The organism is Phytomonospora endophytica, from assembly GCF_014202425.1.
Lineage (GTDB): Bacteria > Actinomycetota > Actinomycetes > Mycobacteriales > Micromonosporaceae > Phytomonospora > Phytomonospora endophytica.
The window spans coordinates 185,398-201,126 of the sequence record NZ_JACHGT010000006.1 but is presented as its reverse complement, the minus strand read 5'-3'; the positions used below and the strand labels follow the sequence as shown (position 1 = coordinate 201,126).

Below are 15,729 nucleotides of genomic sequence, written 5' to 3'. Positions count from 1 at the left end.
TGGTCGCCGCCAGCGAGGCGTTCCCGTACCGCCCTGGACGATCAGCCCTTGGTCGCATACCCCAGGTATGTGACGACCGGCTTGCCTCGCGGGTCGAGGACGAAGTCGACGAGCGGCGGGATCTCGTCGTCGGTGATGCGGCCTTTGCGGCGGGCGAGGACGGCTTTGACGAGGTTGCGCGGGTCGCGTGGCTTGAAGTCGCAGACGTCGGCGTTGCGCAGGCCGTGGCGTCGCATCTCGGCGGCCAGCTCGGCCGGGGGCCGCAGGCGGGCGGCGGTGTAGCGGCCGCGCGGCATGATGCGGGTCATGCCGATGCCCTGGAAGGCGCCGAGGTAGACCAGTCGCGACATGAGCGTGCGGTTGACCGTGTCGTAGACGAGCACACCGCCGGGCGCGAGGAGACGGGCCGCGTGGCCGAGGACGAGGTCGAGACGTGAGGTGACCTCGAAGGTGTCGGCGCAGTAGACGAGGTCGAAAGCGGCGTCGGGCAGGCCCGGGTCCTCGGCGGGAGCCGTCAGGTAGGTGATCCCTCGGCCGCCGTCGTCGTCGCGGGCCATCGCCGTCGCGGCCGGGGACGGGTCGACGGCGGTGACCTCGAACCCCAGGTCGGCGAGGGCGACGGCGAGCATTCCGCGGCCGCTGCCGACCACCAGCGCGCGGCCTCCGTCGAGCCTCGCTCTCGCTAGAACGCTCTTTACATATTCCACGCGAACGTCGTGGAAGGCGAGCGCCCTGATGTGGCGACCGTCGATCGCGCCGGGTGAGTCGAGTTCGATGTGCGGGGCGGCCATCACGTCTCCCTTGCTCGGGTGTCCCACGCTAACAGACTCAAGTTCCCTAAGGGAACCTGAGTAGGATCGGGGCATGACCCGTACCCCGCTGGCCGACGTCGCCTGCTCGATCGCGCGCGCCACCGACCTCTTCGGCGACGCCTGGACGGCGCTGATCATGCGCGACGTGCTCGCCGGGGTCACACGCTTCGACGAGCTCGTGCACGACCTCGGCATCTCGCGCAAGGTGCTCGCCGCGAAGCTCTCGCGGCTGATCGACGAGGGCGTCCTCGTCCGCGAGAGCTACCGGGAACGCCCGGCGCGCGAGCACTACCGCGCGACGGAGAAGGGCAGGGAGCTGTACCCGGTGCTGCTCGCGCTGATGAGCTGGGGCGACCGCTGGTACGCGGGCGAGGCGGGCCCGCCCGCGCGGATCCACCACCTCGACTGCGCCCACGACACGACGCCGGTGACGGCCTGCGCGCACTGCGGCGAGGCCCTGACCGCGGACAACACCACGCAATTGCCTGGGCCGGGAGGCAGAGTCGGGCCGGGGACGCGCGTGCTCGGACCGCTGATCGCGTCGCGGGCCGTGCAGCTCCCTGGTGCGAGGGACTAGGCGGCCACCCGGATGTGCTCGGCCGCGCGTTTGGGCACACCTCCACCGGTGATCAGGACGCCGGGCGCGGTCCCGGCCGACGCTGTTTCAGCGAGTGGACCCGCAGGCCGACATGACCTCGGACGACGACGCTCGGGCCACTGCCCTGGCGCGGGCGGTCGCGGATGCGTTGCGGGAGCTCGTGCGGGCGTAGTGCGGCTGAGCGCGGCGTTTCGGTGGGCCGGACCTGTGTACCCGACCCACCGAAGGCGGGCGGCGCTGCCTCTACCCGGGGTCGAGACCGAGTCCGCGGCGGAGCCGGTTGAGGGCGCGGTCGAGTCGGTCGGTGGTGGCGGTCCAGCCGAACTTGGTGCGTAGAACTCCGAGGAGTTCGCGGCAGGGCCAGACGGCTCCGCAGCAGCGGCAGCGCATGATGAGCGCGGGGATGGGGAAGCCGGCGAAGCGGACGACACGCAGGCGACGGCGGCCCGGGCGGTGGTCGGTGAGGACCGCTTGTTCGCGTTTGTGGCGGCGCAGCGCGAGAGCCAGATGGAACTCGACGGGGGACGCTTTGCCTGCGCTCGGGCGGTGCCGCCAGCCGGTGCGAGTGGTGCGCGTCGGGAAGGGCAGAGGACGTATGCCGGGGTAGGCGGGTGCCGTCATGAGGATGCTCCCTTCCGGCGAAGGAGCGGCTTCCCAATGGGGTCGGGGAGGTGCTCGGGGTCGTGGAAGGCGCCGAGGGCGGTGTCGTCGGGGACCTCGGTGGTGTCGTCGTCGGGGAGAGCTTCTTCGGCGGCTTCGAGGAGACGCAGGCGGGTGAGCCAGTGCGTGTACATCTGGCAGGGGCCGGGGACGTCGCAGGGGTAGCAGTACTCGGCCCACGGGTCGTGAAGGTGGGAGCGGAACTGGCGGTAGGCGTAGGCGAGTTCGGCGTTGAGCTGGGCTCGGCGGAGGGCGACGAGGGTCATGAGCTCTCCCCGGAGCCGGTGCCGAAGCGGACGCTGTTGTCGTCCCGCCAGGTCTTGTGGCCGGATCCACCGAGGAGCACCCAGGTCCACAGGAGACTCAGTGCGGTGAAGACGGCGAGCAGGGCCCACGCGACCAGGATCGGGATAGGCGTGGTGGTGCCGGTCGCCGATCGGGCCCATGCGCTGATCGAGAACCAGGCCGCAGCCGAGAAGTGTTGTGCCGCAAGGAGTTCGACGCCGAGGACGTAGACGAGCCCGGCGACGTAGGCGATGCGGTTCGTCAGGGCCAGGGTGACGCCGAGAAGCGTGTGGGCCGCGGTGGTGAGGAGGACGAGGAAAGCGGTCGTCCACAGTGCACGGTTGAGGTCGCCGACGGTGATGATGGCGGCCGTGAGGGCGGGGACGGTGCCGTAGGCGAGGGCGAGTTTGCCGACGGGAAGGCAGCACATCAGGCCCGGGAAGGCGCGGACGAAAGCGTTGGCGTGCTTGGGGAAGCGGACGCGGCCACTCACAACAGGACGGGTGTCGTTCCACCCTGCCCAGAGGCAGAGGATGGGGAGGTAGGTGCTGAAGGCGAGCCGGTCCAGGTTCGCCGGGTTCTCGGCGGTGGAGAACGCGTAGGCGACGAGGGCGAAGGCCGCGACGATGTAGAGGTGGTCCGACTCGCGCTGGCGGGACATGTCGCGGTTGCGGTAGAGGGTGACGTCGGTGATCATGCCCGCCTCCCAAGGGAAGCGTGGGCGGCGTGGTACACAGGGTATTGGTCGGGAACCCGCATCGCGGGACCTCCTGATTGTTTGGACCGGGGCGGGACTGAGCCTCAGAAACCTGGACCCGCCCCGGTCGTTTATCTGTGTCGCGACACCATCGTGACCTCGAACGATCACAGTCTGTGCAGGCGTCGCACACGCATCATGACACGGGATTCCATTTGCCACAAGTGGCAGATAGAATCACGGCGTGTCGAAGAACCAAGCACTCTCCTTGAGGACCCAGTGGCTAGGCGAGCGGCTACGTGCGGCACGCGAGCGCGCGGGATTCACGCTTAAGGACGTAGGCACGTATCTCGGCGTCGACCTGACGCTGATCGGCAAGTTCGAGCGCGGGACCAACCCGATTCGGCCTTCGTACATACGTGACCTCATCGCCTTCTACGGTGTCTCCGGCCAACGCGAGCGAGACGCTCTCCTCCGGTTGCACGAAGACGCCTGGCGGAGGGACTGGTGGGAGGGCGACACCGAGGACCTGGAGACGGGCTTCCTGGACTACACCTGGCTTGAATCCCGTGCTGCGCACATCTGTGAGTACGACCCGCTTGTCATTCCAGGCTTGTTGCAGACCCGTGAGTACGCCTTGGCGATCATTCGCGCCGCGTGGCAGGAGAACACGAGCCAGCAGGGCGAGGACCGCCTGGTGGAACTGCGGATGACACGTCAGCGCATCCTTGCTGGGCCTGAGCCCGCACGGCTCTCGGCCATCATCGGTGAGACCGCGCTCCGCCGAACCACCGGCGTCACTGAGGTCCGGCGAGAACAGCTGCGACGACTCACCGACCTGCAAGACCACATCGAGGTCCGCATCCTCCCCGATGCGATCGAGTGGAATCCGGCTCGCCATGGACCGTTCACGTACTTCGAGATGCCCGATCCTTACCCCGAAGTGGCCTATATCGAAAGCCCGGTCGACCGCGTCTTCTTCGAGGCTCCGACCAAGGTCGCGGTCTTCCGATCGGCGTACGATACTCTGCTCGGCTTGGCGCTCACCCCCGAAGATTCCAGCGCCCGGATCAAGGCCGTCATGGAGGAGATCGCATGACCATCGTGTGGCGAACCAGCTCACGCAGCAACAGTGGTGGTGGTCAGTGCGTCGAGGTGGCCTCGGCTGGCGCGACCATCGCCATCCGCGACAGCAAGGACAAAGGCGGACCGATCCTCACCTGCGACCGCGCTACCTGGGTCGGGTTCCTCACTTCGCAGCGCTAGTCCTCCTCCGCCCACGTGTCAGCGAGCTGCCCGGCCGCGTCAAGGTACTCATCGAGCTTCGGTATAACGTCCGGATCTTGGACGGCGATCTTGGCTATCACCTGGTAGTACACCTTGACTAGCTCACCTGTTGCGATGTCCTCCAGCAGGCCCTCCTCCCCGAAGACGCCGCGAATGGCGCCCTCGATCAGCAGCGGCCTAATTGGCGGTTCGGCGCTGCGATAGTCGTACTTCATCTCCTCAACGAACTCGGTGATGGCTTCTCGCGACGCCGTCTCACCGAAGCGCTGTTGGAGCATCAGGATGAAGAATGCCGTCGTGTAGCCGAACAGCTCAAGCTGCTCCTCGCCCGGGATCTGTTCACTGATCGCATCACCGGCCGTCATGTCACCGATGACGTGCGCCCGGATCAGATCCTTGTGCGTCTGCCTTGCCATGCTTCTCCTTCTCCCGCTTGAAAATCCGCGAGGCCGCCTCAGTCAGACCGACCGCGATCACTAGCAAGTTGCCAGCGATGTCGCTCGGATCGGGTGCCGTCCCTTGCGTCGGGACGGTGGTGTCAACAGGTTGCGCTGTGCCCGCGTGAGTCCTGGTCGGCGGAGGGTCGAGGTTCACCCGGTAGGAACGACCGGCGGCCGTCCAGGTTTGGCCCTGCTTCTGGAAATCACCAACGTTACGGACAGTACTTCGCATGGCGCGCTGGAAGGCCGACTTGGTCGAGTCGCCGTCGTCGGAGCCAGCGTGCTCCTTCTCCAGGTCACTGCTCTTCAACTTTGGCGCGGTGACCTGGTCACCCTGACTCCCCTTGCCGCCGGCCGAACCTCGGGCACCGATCTGGTCCAGGTAGGAGTCCAGCACCTCCAGGCCCGAGTCCCGCCAGACCACGGCCGCATCCAACGAGGCCACCACCTGCCCCAACTTCGCCGAAGACGACTCCACCTTGGGGTTCACGCTGGTCGCCGTGATCCCGTCCAACTCGGCCCGGGCATCCTCATGTTTCTGCCGCGCGAGCTGGATTAACTCGTGCGCCTCGTCCAGCGTCGCCAACGCGGCCGACACCATCCGCTGAAACTCCTCGAACGCCCCCACGCCGACGACCCTACCTAGAACAGGGGCTCAGCATCGCCCTGCGCCAAGCCGGTGCCGGTGCGTCTTAAGGTCGCGGGTGTTCCGGGTGGGGCGGTCAGCACACGGCCGCGGATCCTGTCGCATGTGGAGGAACGGCCCTAAGCTCGCCGCATGCCCCTCGCCTACGTAGTGCTCAAGTCCGGCCACGCGATCCAGCTCACGAACCTGCACTTCTCGTGCACATATGGCGGCCTGCTGGAGGGCGTGCCGACGGAGGACGTCAACACGTCGATCATCGAGGGCCTGACGGCGTCGGCCGGGCGCGACTTCCCGAACCGGCCGGTGCATGTCGTGCCCCCGGCCCGCGAGTACCCGGACGAGCAGCCGAGCCGGTCCCGGGGCCGGGTCGAGTTCATGCCGCGGGTGGCCTGCGTCGGGACCTTCGAGGCCGACGCGGTCGGCCCCGACGCCGATCCCGTGTGGGACCGCTCGTGGCTGACGGTCGTGTGGTTCCAGGAGGAGGCGTCGCTCGACGGGATCAAGGACGCGCTGGCGGACCTCGCCTGGGGCGAGCTGGCGCGGGACATGACGTTGTGACGGCCCTCGCGCGGGTGGCTTTCGCGTGCGGACGTGCGATCGGGCTTTGGGATTCGCGCATGTCGGGCACGTGTGGCGACCGGTCGGAGGGCTACCTGTTCGCTCGCTTCAACGACACCGGCCTGTGCATCCGGTGCCGACGGTCCTTGAGCATCCGGATGTGCGGGGTGGGCGTTCGGGCCGGTCGAGATGCTTCCGGCCGTCACCTGTGTCGGAGCGTTGACGGCGAACTCGGTCCCGAGCTGCGGGACCTCGCTTGGGACGAACTCGCGCACGACGACGAGCGCTGACCTCGCGGGGTCAGATCGACTCGGCGCCGAATTCGCTCTTCAGCAGGCGTTCGGCGCGCTCGGCGGCGGTGCCGATCGGCGTGCTGTCGCTGCCCGCGACGGTGCGGCGGACCTGGTCGGGGTCGCCGGCGAAGTCATCCGGCGGGGGCTCATCAGGCCACGGTGGATCGTCGGAGGAGGCGGGCTTGGCCGGGCGGCTCTCGCGCTGGGCGGGAGGCGTCGCCGGGGCGGGGCGCGCGGGCTGCGGTGGTGCCTGAGGCGCGGCCGCGACGGGCGGGGGCGCCGGTGCGGCGGCCGGTGGCGGCGTCGCGGGTCGGCGGGGGGCCTGCGGGCCGGGGTCGCCGACTTCGCAGCGGACCTTCCACGTGCCGCCCATGACCTCGGTGAGCGCCTCGATGAAGATGTCGAGCGACGGGCCGCTGCCCATGGCGGTGGCGTGGAAGGCGTGCTTGAACGCGAGGACGATCGTGTCGCCGTCGACGTCGCGGACCGTCGCCTCCATGAGGTAGGCGCCGACGGTGCGCTTGCGGCGTTTGACGGCGTCCTTGATCGCGTCCCAGGAGCGGCGGACGGCGACGGCGTCGGGGCGGCCGGGGGTGGCGGGCGCGGGGGGTGGGACGGGAGCGGCGGCGGGTGCGGGCGCCGACGTGGGAGGTGCTGCGGTGGGTGGCGGCGTCGGCGGTGCCGACTGCGCTGCCTGCGGGGTGCTGTCCACAGCACTGTCCACAGGGTTGTCCACACCCTTGTCCACAGGATTTGCGGCCTGGTTGTCCACAACCGGCGAGTTATCCACAGGGGGGCTCGGCGCGGGCTGGTGGTGGGAGGCGTTTTCGGCTTGACTTGAAGCTGGAGGGTGGCCCCCCTGGGAGGGCGGGCTCTGTGCGGAGGTGGGCGTGTTGTTCGCGGCGCTCGCGGCGCCGCCACCGTTCGCCGACCCGACCGCGCTGCTCGTCGGCGGCGTCGGCGGCGTCGTGGGCGTTGCCGACGTCGCCGTGGGTGAAGTCGGTGCCGACGCGGGCGCTGCCGGTGCCGCAGGCGTTGCCGCCGGAGCCCCACCGCCCCTTGCCGCCTGCGCCGCCGCGAAGGCGGCGTCCTTCGCCGACTGCGCGGGCGAGACCGAGCCCGCCGCGACCGCCGGGGAGGAGCCGTACCCGTCGCCGGCGCCACCGCCGTGACCGCCCGCGACCACGCCGTCGGCGACACGCCGCTCCAGCTGGTCGAGGCGCTGCAGCAGCCCCGCCGCGGAGTCGTCGACCGCCGGGAGGATCGCCTTCGCGACCACGAGTTCGAGGATCAGCCTTCCGGCCGTCGTGCCGCGCATCAGCAGCAGCCCGTCGTGCACGATCTCGGCCATCCTCGACAGCGACGCCGGCCCCAGGCGCAGCGCCTGGCCGGTCATGCGCTCCAGCTGGTCGGCGGGCACGTCGATGAGTCCGCTGCCGGCCGCGTCGGGGACCTGGTTGAGCACGATCAGGTCCCGCAGGCGTTCGAGGAGATCCGCCGCGAAACGCCGCGGGTCGTGCCCGGCCTCGACGACACGGTCGATGACCTGCAGGGCGCCCGCACCGTCGACGGCGGCGAGCGCGTCGCACATCTCGTCGATGAGGGAGATGTCGGTGACGCCGAGGAGGCCGATGGCGCGCTGGTAGGTCACGCCTTCGGGCCCGGCGCCGGCGATGAGCTGGTCGAGGACCGACAGGGTGTCGCGCGCGGAGCCGCCGCCGGCGCGCACGACGAGCGGGTAGACGGCGGGCTCGACCTGGACGCCTTCGCGGGTGGCGAGTTCCTGGCAGTAGTCGCGCAGGGCCGCCGGGGGGATGAGCCGGAAGGGGTAGTGGTGGGTGCGGGACTTGATGGTCGGGAGGACCTTGTCCGGCTCGGTCGTCGCGAAGATGAACATGACGTACGAGGGCGGCTCCTCGACGAGCTTGAGGAGCGCGTTGAAGCCCGCCGACGAGACCATGTGCGCCTCGTCGATGACGTAGACCTTGAACTTCGACTGGACGGGCGCGAAGACGGCGCGTTCGCGCAGTTCGCGGGCGTCGTCGACGCCGCCGTGGGAGGCCGCGTCGATCTCGATGACGTCGACGGAGCCGTTGCCGTCGGGGCCGAGGGCGACGCAGGAGTCGCACACGCCGCACGGTTCGGGGGTGGGGCCCTGGGCGCAGTTGACGGAGCGGGCGAGGATGCGCGCGCTGGTCGTCTTGCCGCAGCCGCGGGGCCCGGAGAAGAGGTAGGCGTGGTTCAGGCGGTCGTTGCGCAGCGCCTGCATCAGGGGCTCGGTGACGTGCTCCTGGCCGATCACCTCGCCGAAGGACTGCGGCCGGTACTTGCGGTAGAGCGCCAGGGCCACGTGGGTCTCCTTCGACGATGAGGAAACGAAGGGCCCCTCGCGCACCCGACAGAGCTTGTTTATCCTTGCTGCCTTCCGGCCCTGGGGAGGTTCACAAGATGACGCCGCACGAGGGGCGCCGCCCAGCGTACCGCACCCGGTCGGGGGGTTCGTAGCGTGTCGGGGGACTCGGGGTGTGGGGTGGGTCATGGCGTCGGCGGCGGGGCGTAACTGCCTTCGGGGCGGGCCGGGCGCTCATGTATCCTCCTCCACGGAGGATTCGCCTAGAGGCCTATGGCGCTCGCTTGGAAAGCGGGTTGGGTTCACGCCCTCACGAGTTCGAATCTCGTATCCTCCGCCAGCTCAGAGCCCCGACCAGCCGCAAGGCGGGTCGGGGCTCTTGGTGTTGGGTCTCAGTTAGGGTCTCAATTGCCCTCGCCCGGGGGCTGTTTCGGCGTGTCGGCCTGGTCCTCGCCGCCGCCCCAGATCAGCCCGTCAACGCGCTCGGCGACGTCGGTGCGGATGGGGTCGATGACGTGTTGGTAGCGCTTCGCCATGGCCGTCGTGGACCACCCCATGCTGTCCATGACGGTCCGCTCCGCCACTCCGAGGATGAGGAGCACGGTCGCGGCAGTGTGGCGCGCACGTGCAGCCCCGGTCGACGAGGGCGGCGACCCGACACTGTGCGCGCACATCCGACTCAACCGCGCTTCAGCGCTTGGCGACCAGGGCGGCCATGCCGAAGCTGCGGGACTCCTGGAACGCACACTCAGCGAAGCCAACGGTGTCGCCGCCGTCGAGGTCGCCAACCTTCACGCAGTTGCCGGACGTTGTTGGGCTCGCGCCGGCCGTACTCGGTTCGCCACGGCCCATGCGCACCAGGCGGAGGACTTGTACAGCCACGCTGGGATCGGTGACCTGCCCCCGTGGGCAACACAGATGCTCGCGGATCCCGGGCATGTATTGGCTGTAATTGGCCGGACATGGCTCGTCGCTGGGCAATACACGCGAGCCGTCGATATTCTCACGGCGACCAACGAAAGCTACGCCTCAAGTCGGGAACGAGGCCGAGTCGGCTGTCTCACCCGGCGCGCGCATGCCCGACTTATTCTCGGCGACCTAGATGGGTGCGATCAAGATATCAACTCAGCGGCTCGCGCAAGCAAAGACATCAGCTCTATTAAGAGCGCGAGAGAGCTGGCTCGTATCCAGCAAATCCGACTGTTGCGTTCCTAGTACGATCTATAGCCGCCCCCTACTCCCAGCAATTATTACTTTCTGTGCCACGAATCGCGCCAGTGCGATATCTCTGACTAGTTCCTGCGCTTCGGATCCATATGGAAGCAGAGCTGGCTGAGTGTCATTGTCAGGACTCTCCTTTGAATGAACGATTCTACAGCGAATCGCATAGATGCGATCCGCAACTTGACGAACGAATGACCCAGAACCTTTTTCCTCAAATCGCAACGCCTGAGTTCCGCGAATGTTGCATTTCGCCGAAAAGAAGTCTTTGGAATCAAGGATGTTAGTTATAAAGTCCTTGATTTCCGCGTCTTCGAGGCAAGCTTCAAGGGCTATCCGCAGCTGCTCCCGCTCCTTGGGCTGGCCCCCCTGACTCGCCCCACTCGCCGCGGCCACCACCTTCTGAATGTCGGAGTCACTCTCAACGTCGAAGCGTGGGTCACGGAGCTTGATTCTGACACGCTTGTGGATATCGGCATTGACAAAGGATGGGAAAAAGAACTCAATTGCCTGGTAGTACGCAAGGAACTCGAGCAGCGGCATTCCCTGGGCAGATCTGCCGTACGAGTAGAGCGTTACCGCCTCGCTCGCGTACTTGTTGGTTACTTGCCCGAGCTTCAGTACACCCTCAGGTTGCATCCCGAACTCAATACCATGCGCATCCCTAGCCGGACGCCGAGAGAGAATTAGAGTTAGACCCGCCAGAAGATCTATCTCAAAAAAGATCGACCGAGAGTACTGCTCCAGTATCTCTAGAGCTTCGTCATGCCTGCTGGTTGACACACCTGCTATTTTTAGACTTACCCCGCGGCGATCTCGGGGGCCAGCGGAATCCGGCCTCCAGAATACGTCAATGCACATTCTGATGGTGGCAGGCGAAATCGTAACAGTTAGAGTGTTGGACGCGACGGTCACCGGCAAGGACCAATCGGGCACACTACCGCTGGTCTCCCCCTCCAGAATCTCAACTACCGAAGATGCGTATTCTTCATCCGCAGTTGCGACTTTAGTCTGGCGCAGTGCCAACCTTTCGATAGCTCGCTTCAAGAACACTGCCGGACCACTAATCATTGCCTCGATAACATTCATTTTCTTATCGAGGACGGCGTTGTAATCCCCCAATGCGACCCAGTCTTCGAAGTTGGCTTCCGCAAGGAGATCTGCGGCCCGCTCACTAACGAAAATTGCAGCTTGTTCTCGACCGCTGGGGATGGATATCTCAAGCATCTGACGAACGCGCGAAGTGTTATGAGGATCTCGGTAACTTCGAGCCTTGTAGGGGACGCCAGCCGCCTTTGCCCGTTCGACTATTTTGTCACGACTATCGCGGAATACTACCTCAGATGTCGAGTCGGAAGTCATTGCAAAGTTCCCAATCCCTAGATTCCTTGGGTCAGGATCCTATGCTCTCTGGTTGCCATGGCTGCGATCTTGCCCGCAAGACTGACCTTTGGGGCAACCTGAGGTCTACACTCGTGCAGCCATTGCAACTAGTTCCCACTGCATTGTCCTTGCGACGTCCACGTCGGCAGCAAGCGCTATAGCGCCGGAGCGGCTGGGTCTAGTGATGGCCCGGGCTGCCTTTAGTCCCAGTACTGCGACATCATAGTTGATTTCCCCGCACATGCCCCTCGGATCGATCAGACAGTGCTTGCGATCAGCGGCCTTGAGGATGTTCCCCGGCGAGGTGTCTCCATGGCACAGGCCGCGCTCACCAGTGCTCGCCAGTTCGTTGAGGATCATCAGCGCAGCATCACGCTCCCCGCGTGGCGCAACGGCACGACCTGGCGCAAGATCGGCCAGATGATCATCCTCTAGCCGCGAGCGGAGCCAGTCGCCGATGTAGGGCAGGTTAGGCAGAGGCGCTGGCTTGCCCGCAAGCGGCCGGAGGATGGCGCCAAGCTCTGCGGCCGACAGTGCCGAAGCACCAGTGTTTCCGAGCGGTGTGCCCGGCTCAACCCGGTCCATCACGGTCCAGCATCCGGTCTCGGTTACCTGCACTTCGTGCACGGCAGGGGAGACGCCAAGCTTCGCCAGCACAACCGCCACGCTCGCCTGATCTTCCCCGGCAGGGTCAGGGCTCGCACGGAAGATGAGCCGCGCTCCTCCTCGCGCCCGTACCTCTGCCACGTACGCGTACCGCCCAGCGTGCACGGTCACTGGCCGTGCTCCGTACTGCCAGAGCAACGCCGGGAACTCGACACGCACGGCATGCGCCCATGCGTCCGCCCGGTCGGGCCAGCGCCGCCGTGCCGCGTCCACAATCGCCGTGGGAACTTCGATACGGGTCACGCCGTACAGGTTGGCACAGCACGCGCTCTGAGCGGCTGAAACAGCCGCGCACGACGGCACCCCAGGGTCTCAAAAAGGGTCTCATTCGCCCCCGTCCAACCCCGTCCGCCGACGTCCGCCCGCCAGCCCCCACCCCAGGTCAGAACCCCGCTGATCTTGCCCGAACAGCGATCAACGGACTTGGAAAGCGGGTTGGGTTCACGCCCTCACGAGTTCGAATCTCGTATCCTCCGCCAGCTGAGAGGTCCCGCCCCGATTTTCGGGGTGGGGCCTCTTCGCGTTCCGCCGCCGGTGGCTCGTACGTGCATCGAACGGGCGGAGACCGGCGTGCGGACGAGGACGCCGGGGAGCTGCGACCAGGCGTCGACGGTGTTGTCGATCTTGCAGATCGGTTTGAGGCGGCCGTCCTCGTAGGTGACGTTGGCGAAACAGCACGAGACGACCAGCGTCGCGGGCCCACGGAAAGGCCCCTTCCGGGGAAGGGGCCTTTGGCGTCTCAGGCGTGACGCGTCGGACGGTACGTGTGCACGTGCGTGCGGCCGTCGAAGGTGCGGGTCTCGATCAAGTCCAGGTCGAAGTCCTCCCAGCCCGCGAAGACCGGGGCGAGCCCGGTCTTCCCGGTGATCACCGGGAAGACCGTCACCTCGATGCGGTCGACCAGGCCCGCCGCGGCCAGCGCGCGGTTGAGCGACAGGCTCGCCTGCGAACGCAGCGGCACGTCCGACCGCTCCTTGAGCCGGGCCACGACGTCGACGGCGTCGCCGCTGACGACGGTCGCGTCGGCCCACGCGAGGGGACCGCTGAGCGTGGAAGACACGACGGTCGCGGGGAGGTTCCGCATCCGGGTGACCCATGGGTCGGGGGTGACGCCGGCGGCGTCGATCTCGGCGAAGATCTCCATGTTCTCCCGGAAGGTCGTGGCGCCGAAGACCATGCGCTGCTCGGGTGCGAGCAGCGCCTCGCGGTGTGCGAGGAGTTCGGGGCCCTGCTTGCCCCAGTAACCGCCCCAGTCGCCCTGGTGCGAGCCGAAGCCGTCGAGAGAGGTGAAGACGTCGAAGGTGTACGTGGCTGTCATCTCGGTGTGTGCTCCTTGTCGATCCGAGTTTCACCCCCACTACGAACGGGGCGGCGCCGATCCGACAGCTTCACCGAACTTTTTTCGGCGGGTTCTGTTCGAAGGGTGTGAGCAGGGCCGACGGTCCTGCGCGATGCGTACCGAGCGGGTCGGCGGGGTCGACGATCACACGTGCTCGCACGTCGCGGCCCGGGTGTCCGGGCCGCGACGTGGCGGTCAGCGTCGTCCAGGCGGCAGCAGTGACACGCAGGTCACCGCCAGGGCGACCACGACCAGCACCCACACCGCGAACTCCAGCAGCACCCTCAGCACGGTGGCCTCCCTTCGGCCACCGCCTCGGCCTTCGGCTCGGCGGAGCCGGAGGCGTCTCGCGCGCGGGCGTTCGCGCGCAGGCTCGTCACGGTGACGGTCGCGAGGACGACGACGATGACCGCGAGGGAGATCGGCGTCGGGATGCCCGGTACGGCGGGCCAGACGCCGTGGGCCCAGTGCAGGACGAGTTTCACGCCGATGAAGGCGAGGATCACGGCGAGCCCGTGGTTGAGGTGCCGCAGTTTCGTCAGCGCCGAGTCCAGCACGAAGTACAGCGCGCGCAGTCCGAGCAGCGCGAACGCGTTGGTCATGAACACCAGGTACGGGTCGGCGGTGATGCCGTAGACGGCCGGCACCGAGTCGACGGCGAAGACGATGTCGGTGGCGAACACGGCGAACACGACGACGGCGAGCGGGGTGAGCGCGCGCCGGCCGTTCTCGCGGGTGAACATGCGCGTGCCGCGGTACTCGTCGGTGACGGGCATGATCTTGCGCAGCAGCCGCACCGAGCGCATGTCGCGGACGTCGCGTTTGCCCTCGTCACCGCTGACGGCCTCGCGGAGGATCTTGACGGCGGTGACGAGCAGGATGGCGCCGAACACGAGGAACGCCCACGTGCCCGCCTTGAGCATGGCGGCGCCGAGCGCGATGAACACGCCCCGCAGCGCCAGCGCGCCGACGATGCCGAACAGCAGGACGCGCTGCTGGACGGCGGCCGGCACCGCGAATGCGCCCAGGATGAGCATGAACACGAAGAGGTTGTCGACCGACAGGGACTTCTCGACGACGAAGCCCGTCAGGAACTCCATCGACTGCCCGCCGCCGTAGGCGGGCCACAGCCACAGCCCGAACAGCAGCGGCAGGGTGAGGTAGAACGCCGACCAGCCGATCGCCTCCCGCATCGAGACCTCGTGCGGCTTGCGGGTGACCACGAAGTCGACGGCCAGCAACGCGACAAGAATGGCGATGCTGACAGTCCACAGCAAAGGGGACCCGATGGACGATGGCAGCGCTTCGGCGGACAAAAGGGATGCCGACATGGGCGAGACCTCCACGAACGTCGTCGTTCGAGGTCTCTTTCACCCTTCGCGGGCGGTCTCCCGAGGACATATGGATGTCCGTACTGACCGGCAAGACCCGAGGAAATACTCCCCTCGCGCCCTCAGTGTATAGGCGTGATCTTCGAGATGGGAAGCCACGAGTCTTCCCGTTCACCCCTATGTAGGTTACCGTCACACCATGGTTTCCCGCTTGCGGTGGTGGATGTCGTCGACGATGGCCGCCGTGGCGGCGGTCGGGTGGGGCGTGGGCATCGCCGTGGTGCAACCGGCGACCGAGCCCACCCGGATCGCGGAGAACAACGACTACTGGGCGCGCGACGCCCGCCTGATGCTCATCACGCTGGCGCTGTGCGCGTTCGTGTGGGCGGTGCGCGGCGACCGGCTCCTGGGCCCGCTGGGCCTCGCCGGCGCGTTCGTGTGGCTCGGCGCCGACATCGCCCTCGACCGCGCCGGACTCGCCGGGACGACGGCGGCCGTGGCGGCGTCGGCGGTCGCGGCCGGCGCGGTCGCCACCGCGTGGTTCCTCGCGTCCCGGCGTGCGCGGCGGCCCGCGCGGGCACCGCTGGTCCTGGCGAGCGCGGTGGCCGCGACGGTCGCCGGGATCGGCTGCGGTGTCCAGTCGCCGACCGACACCGAGGCCGCCTTGACCGTGTCCGGGTTCATGCTCGGGCTGCTCGGGGTCGCCGTCAGCCTGGGCTGCGCCTACGTGCTCACGCCGGCGAGCCGGTGGTCGCTGCTCACCGTCGGCGCGGCGGCCGTCGCGCTGGCGGTCCTGTCGCGGCTGTCCTCGCCCGGCCCGCTCTCCCTGCCCCTCGGGATCCTCCTCACGACGCTGCTGCTGGCGGTCGTGACCATGCGGGCCATGGGCGCGCGGAGCGCGAGCGCGTGGATCGGCAGTGTCGTCGGCTCGTTGACCCTGCTGGTCCTCATCGGGATGACGACGATCATGCTCGGGCTCTTCCTCCCGCTCGGCGAGCCTTTGACCGCGCTGGCGGGCAGTCCGCCCGTCAACGCCGCCGACGAGGACGTGCTGCTCACGGCCGTCGCGGTCCTGACCGGTCTCGGCACCGGCGGGGCCATCGCGAAGATGGCGCGGGTCGCCGCGGATCCCTGGCCGGAATCCGCGGCGACCTGAGCGGGCG

General features: G+C 67.6%; 18 protein-coding genes, 1 tRNA gene and 1 other RNA gene. 6 read left to right on the top strand and 14 right to left on the bottom strand.

What is annotated here, in order from left to right; genetic code table 11:
* Positions 1–41: 41 nt before the first annotated feature.
* Complete coding sequence (locus HNR73_RS15335; RefSeq protein ID WP_203685700.1) at positions 42–791, bottom strand: class I SAM-dependent methyltransferase; 750 nt, start codon at positions 789–791, stop codon at positions 42–44.
* Between the two features lie 73 nt (positions 792–864).
* On the opposite strand from HNR73_RS15335, the gene HNR73_RS15330 reads away from it, so the two are divergent.
* The gene (locus tag HNR73_RS15330; RefSeq protein WP_184788116.1) at positions 865–1,389 is read left to right on the top strand and encodes a winged helix-turn-helix transcriptional regulator; all 525 of its coding nucleotides are present in this window, start codon (positions 865–867) and stop codon (positions 1,387–1,389) included.
* Positions 1,390–1,653: 264 nt separating this feature from the next.
* Here the strand turns inward: HNR73_RS15330 and HNR73_RS15325 are convergent, their stop codons facing one another.
* Genes HNR73_RS15325 through HNR73_RS15315 form a run of 3 tightly spaced genes read right to left on the bottom strand, consistent with a single transcriptional unit; the run spans position 1,654 to position 3,052 of the window.
* Entirely contained in the window at positions 1,654–2,031 is a 378-nt protein-coding gene (locus HNR73_RS15325; RefSeq protein WP_184788115.1) for a hypothetical protein, read from the bottom strand.
* Positions 2,028–2,336: a hypothetical protein gene (locus HNR73_RS15320; RefSeq protein WP_184788114.1), complete on the bottom strand. Its 309-nt coding sequence runs from the start codon at positions 2,334–2,336 to the stop codon at positions 2,028–2,030. Before HNR73_RS15320 ends, HNR73_RS15325 begins: the two co-directional genes overlap by 4 nt.
* Positions 2,333–3,052: a hypothetical protein gene (locus HNR73_RS15315; RefSeq protein ID WP_184788113.1), complete on the bottom strand. Its 720-nt coding sequence runs from the start codon at positions 3,050–3,052 to the stop codon at positions 2,333–2,335. The genes HNR73_RS15320 and HNR73_RS15315 overlap by 4 nt, the downstream gene beginning before the upstream one ends.
* 244 nt (positions 3,053–3,296) lie before the next feature.
* Here HNR73_RS15315 and HNR73_RS15310 point away from each other — a divergent pair, with 244 nt between their 5' ends.
* Together HNR73_RS15310 and HNR73_RS15305 are read left to right on the top strand one after the other, a co-directional pair.
* Positions 3,297–4,151 carry a helix-turn-helix domain-containing protein gene (locus tag HNR73_RS15310; RefSeq protein WP_184788112.1) on the top strand — a complete coding sequence of 285 codons (855 nt, stop codon included), beginning with the start codon at positions 3,297–3,299 and terminating at the stop codon, positions 4,149–4,151.
* Positions 4,148–4,318 carry a DUF397 domain-containing protein gene (locus tag HNR73_RS15305; RefSeq protein WP_184788111.1) on the top strand — a complete coding sequence of 57 codons (171 nt, stop codon included), beginning with the start codon at positions 4,148–4,150 and terminating at the stop codon, positions 4,316–4,318. Before HNR73_RS15310 ends, HNR73_RS15305 begins: the two co-directional genes overlap by 4 nt.
* Here HNR73_RS15305 and HNR73_RS15300 read toward each other — a convergent pair.
* Both HNR73_RS15300 and HNR73_RS15295 read right to left on the bottom strand, forming a co-directional pair.
* On the bottom strand, positions 4,315–4,755 hold the full coding sequence (locus tag HNR73_RS15300; RefSeq protein WP_184788110.1) for a hypothetical protein: 441 nt from the start codon (positions 4,753–4,755) through the stop codon (positions 4,315–4,317). The genes HNR73_RS15305 and HNR73_RS15300 overlap by 4 nt on opposite strands.
* The gene (locus HNR73_RS15295) at positions 4,706–5,407 is read right to left on the bottom strand and encodes a hypothetical protein (RefSeq protein WP_184788109.1); all 702 of its coding nucleotides are present in this window, start codon (positions 5,405–5,407) and stop codon (positions 4,706–4,708) included. The genes HNR73_RS15300 and HNR73_RS15295 overlap by 50 nt, the downstream gene beginning before the upstream one ends.
* Positions 5,408–5,557: 150 nt before the next feature.
* Here HNR73_RS15295 and HNR73_RS15290 point away from each other — a divergent pair, with 150 nt between their 5' ends.
* Complete coding sequence (locus HNR73_RS15290; RefSeq protein WP_184788108.1) at positions 5,558–5,983, top strand: hypothetical protein; 426 nt, start codon at positions 5,558–5,560, stop codon at positions 5,981–5,983.
* A 300-nt stretch (positions 5,984–6,283) separates the two neighbouring features.
* On the opposite strand, the gene HNR73_RS15285 is transcribed toward HNR73_RS15290, so the two are convergent.
* Together HNR73_RS15285 and ffs are read right to left on the bottom strand one after the other, a co-directional pair.
* Positions 6,284–8,626 carry a DNA polymerase III subunit gamma and tau gene (locus HNR73_RS15285; RefSeq protein ID WP_184788107.1) on the bottom strand — a complete coding sequence of 781 codons (2,343 nt, stop codon included), beginning with the start codon at positions 8,624–8,626 and terminating at the stop codon, positions 6,284–6,286.
* 26 nt (positions 8,627–8,652) lie between these two features.
* Positions 8,653–8,746: signal recognition particle sRNA small type (ffs, locus tag HNR73_RS15280), an RNA gene on the bottom strand.
* Positions 8,747–8,878: 132 nt separating this feature from the next.
* Here ffs and HNR73_RS15275 point away from each other — a divergent pair.
* A tRNA-Ser gene (locus tag HNR73_RS15275) sits at positions 8,879–8,966 on the top strand.
* A 64-nt stretch (positions 8,967–9,030) separates the two neighbouring features.
* On the opposite strand, the gene HNR73_RS15270 is transcribed toward HNR73_RS15275, so the two are convergent.
* The 6 genes from HNR73_RS15270 to HNR73_RS15245 form a co-directional block, all read right to left on the bottom strand.
* A complete protein-coding gene (locus tag HNR73_RS15270; protein ID WP_203685716.1) occupies positions 9,031–9,228 on the bottom strand; it encodes a hypothetical protein in 198 nt (65 codons plus the stop codon).
* Between the two features lie 88 nt (positions 9,229–9,316).
* Positions 9,317–9,565, bottom strand: a complete 249-nt coding sequence (locus tag HNR73_RS15265) for a hypothetical protein (RefSeq protein WP_184788106.1) — start codon at positions 9,563–9,565, stop codon at positions 9,317–9,319.
* 282 nt (positions 9,566–9,847) lie between these two features.
* Positions 9,848–11,209, bottom strand: a complete 1,362-nt coding sequence (locus tag HNR73_RS15260; RefSeq protein ID WP_184788105.1) for a hypothetical protein — start codon at positions 11,207–11,209, stop codon at positions 9,848–9,850.
* Positions 11,210–11,314: 105 nt separating this feature from the next.
* Positions 11,315–12,139, bottom strand: coding sequence for an aminoglycoside phosphotransferase family protein (locus HNR73_RS15255; RefSeq protein ID WP_203685702.1), 825 nt, complete (start codon positions 12,137–12,139; stop codon positions 11,315–11,317).
* Between the two features lie 496 nt (positions 12,140–12,635).
* Positions 12,636–13,214: a dihydrofolate reductase family protein gene (locus HNR73_RS15250; protein ID WP_184788104.1), complete on the bottom strand. Its 579-nt coding sequence runs from the start codon at positions 13,212–13,214 to the stop codon at positions 12,636–12,638.
* Between the two features lie 305 nt (positions 13,215–13,519).
* Positions 13,520–14,566, bottom strand: a complete 1,047-nt coding sequence (locus tag HNR73_RS15245) for a TerC/Alx family metal homeostasis membrane protein (RefSeq protein WP_184788103.1) — start codon at positions 14,564–14,566, stop codon at positions 13,520–13,522.
* Positions 14,567–14,765: 199 nt separating this feature from the next.
* Between HNR73_RS15245 and HNR73_RS15240 the strand changes: the two genes are divergently transcribed.
* A complete protein-coding gene (locus tag HNR73_RS15240) occupies positions 14,766–15,722 on the top strand; it encodes a hypothetical protein (RefSeq protein ID WP_184788102.1) in 957 nt (318 codons plus the stop codon).
* The last annotated feature ends 7 nt before the right edge of the window (positions 15,723–15,729 follow it).

Excerpts from the sequence above, each read along its gene's own strand:
- HNR73_RS15335 (WP_203685700.1), bottom strand. The coding sequence starts at position 791 with ATGGCCGCCCCGCACATCGAACTCGACTCACCCGGCGCGATCGACGGT.
- HNR73_RS15330 (WP_184788116.1), top strand. The coding sequence starts at position 865 with ATGACCCGTACCCCGCTGGCCGACGTCGCCTGCTCGATCGCGCGCGCC.
- HNR73_RS15325 (WP_184788115.1), bottom strand. The coding sequence starts at position 2,031 with ATGACGGCACCCGCCTACCCCGGCATACGTCCTCTGCCCTTCCCGACG.
- HNR73_RS15320 (WP_184788114.1), bottom strand. The coding sequence starts at position 2,336 with ATGACCCTCGTCGCCCTCCGCCGAGCCCAGCTCAACGCCGAACTCGCC.
- HNR73_RS15315 (WP_184788113.1), bottom strand. The coding sequence starts at position 3,052 with ATGATCACCGACGTCACCCTCTACCGCAACCGCGACATGTCCCGCCAG.
- HNR73_RS15305 (WP_184788111.1), top strand. The coding sequence starts at position 4,148 with ATGACCATCGTGTGGCGAACCAGCTCACGCAGCAACAGTGGTGGTGGT.
- HNR73_RS15300 (WP_184788110.1), bottom strand. The coding sequence starts at position 4,755 with ATGGCAAGGCAGACGCACAAGGATCTGATCCGGGCGCACGTCATCGGT.
- HNR73_RS15290 (WP_184788108.1), top strand. The coding sequence starts at position 5,558 with ATGCCCCTCGCCTACGTAGTGCTCAAGTCCGGCCACGCGATCCAGCTC.
- HNR73_RS15265 (WP_184788106.1), bottom strand. The coding sequence starts at position 9,565 with ATGCCCGGGATCCGCGAGCATCTGTGTTGCCCACGGGGGCAGGTCACC.
- HNR73_RS15260 (WP_184788105.1), bottom strand. The coding sequence starts at position 11,209 with ATGACTTCCGACTCGACATCTGAGGTAGTATTCCGCGATAGTCGTGAC.
- HNR73_RS15250 (WP_184788104.1), bottom strand. The coding sequence starts at position 13,214 with ATGACAGCCACGTACACCTTCGACGTCTTCACCTCTCTCGACGGCTTC.
- HNR73_RS15245 (WP_184788103.1), bottom strand. The coding sequence starts at position 14,566 with ATGTCGGCATCCCTTTTGTCCGCCGAAGCGCTGCCATCGTCCATCGGG.
- HNR73_RS15240 (WP_184788102.1), top strand. The coding sequence starts at position 14,766 with ATGGTTTCCCGCTTGCGGTGGTGGATGTCGTCGACGATGGCCGCCGTG.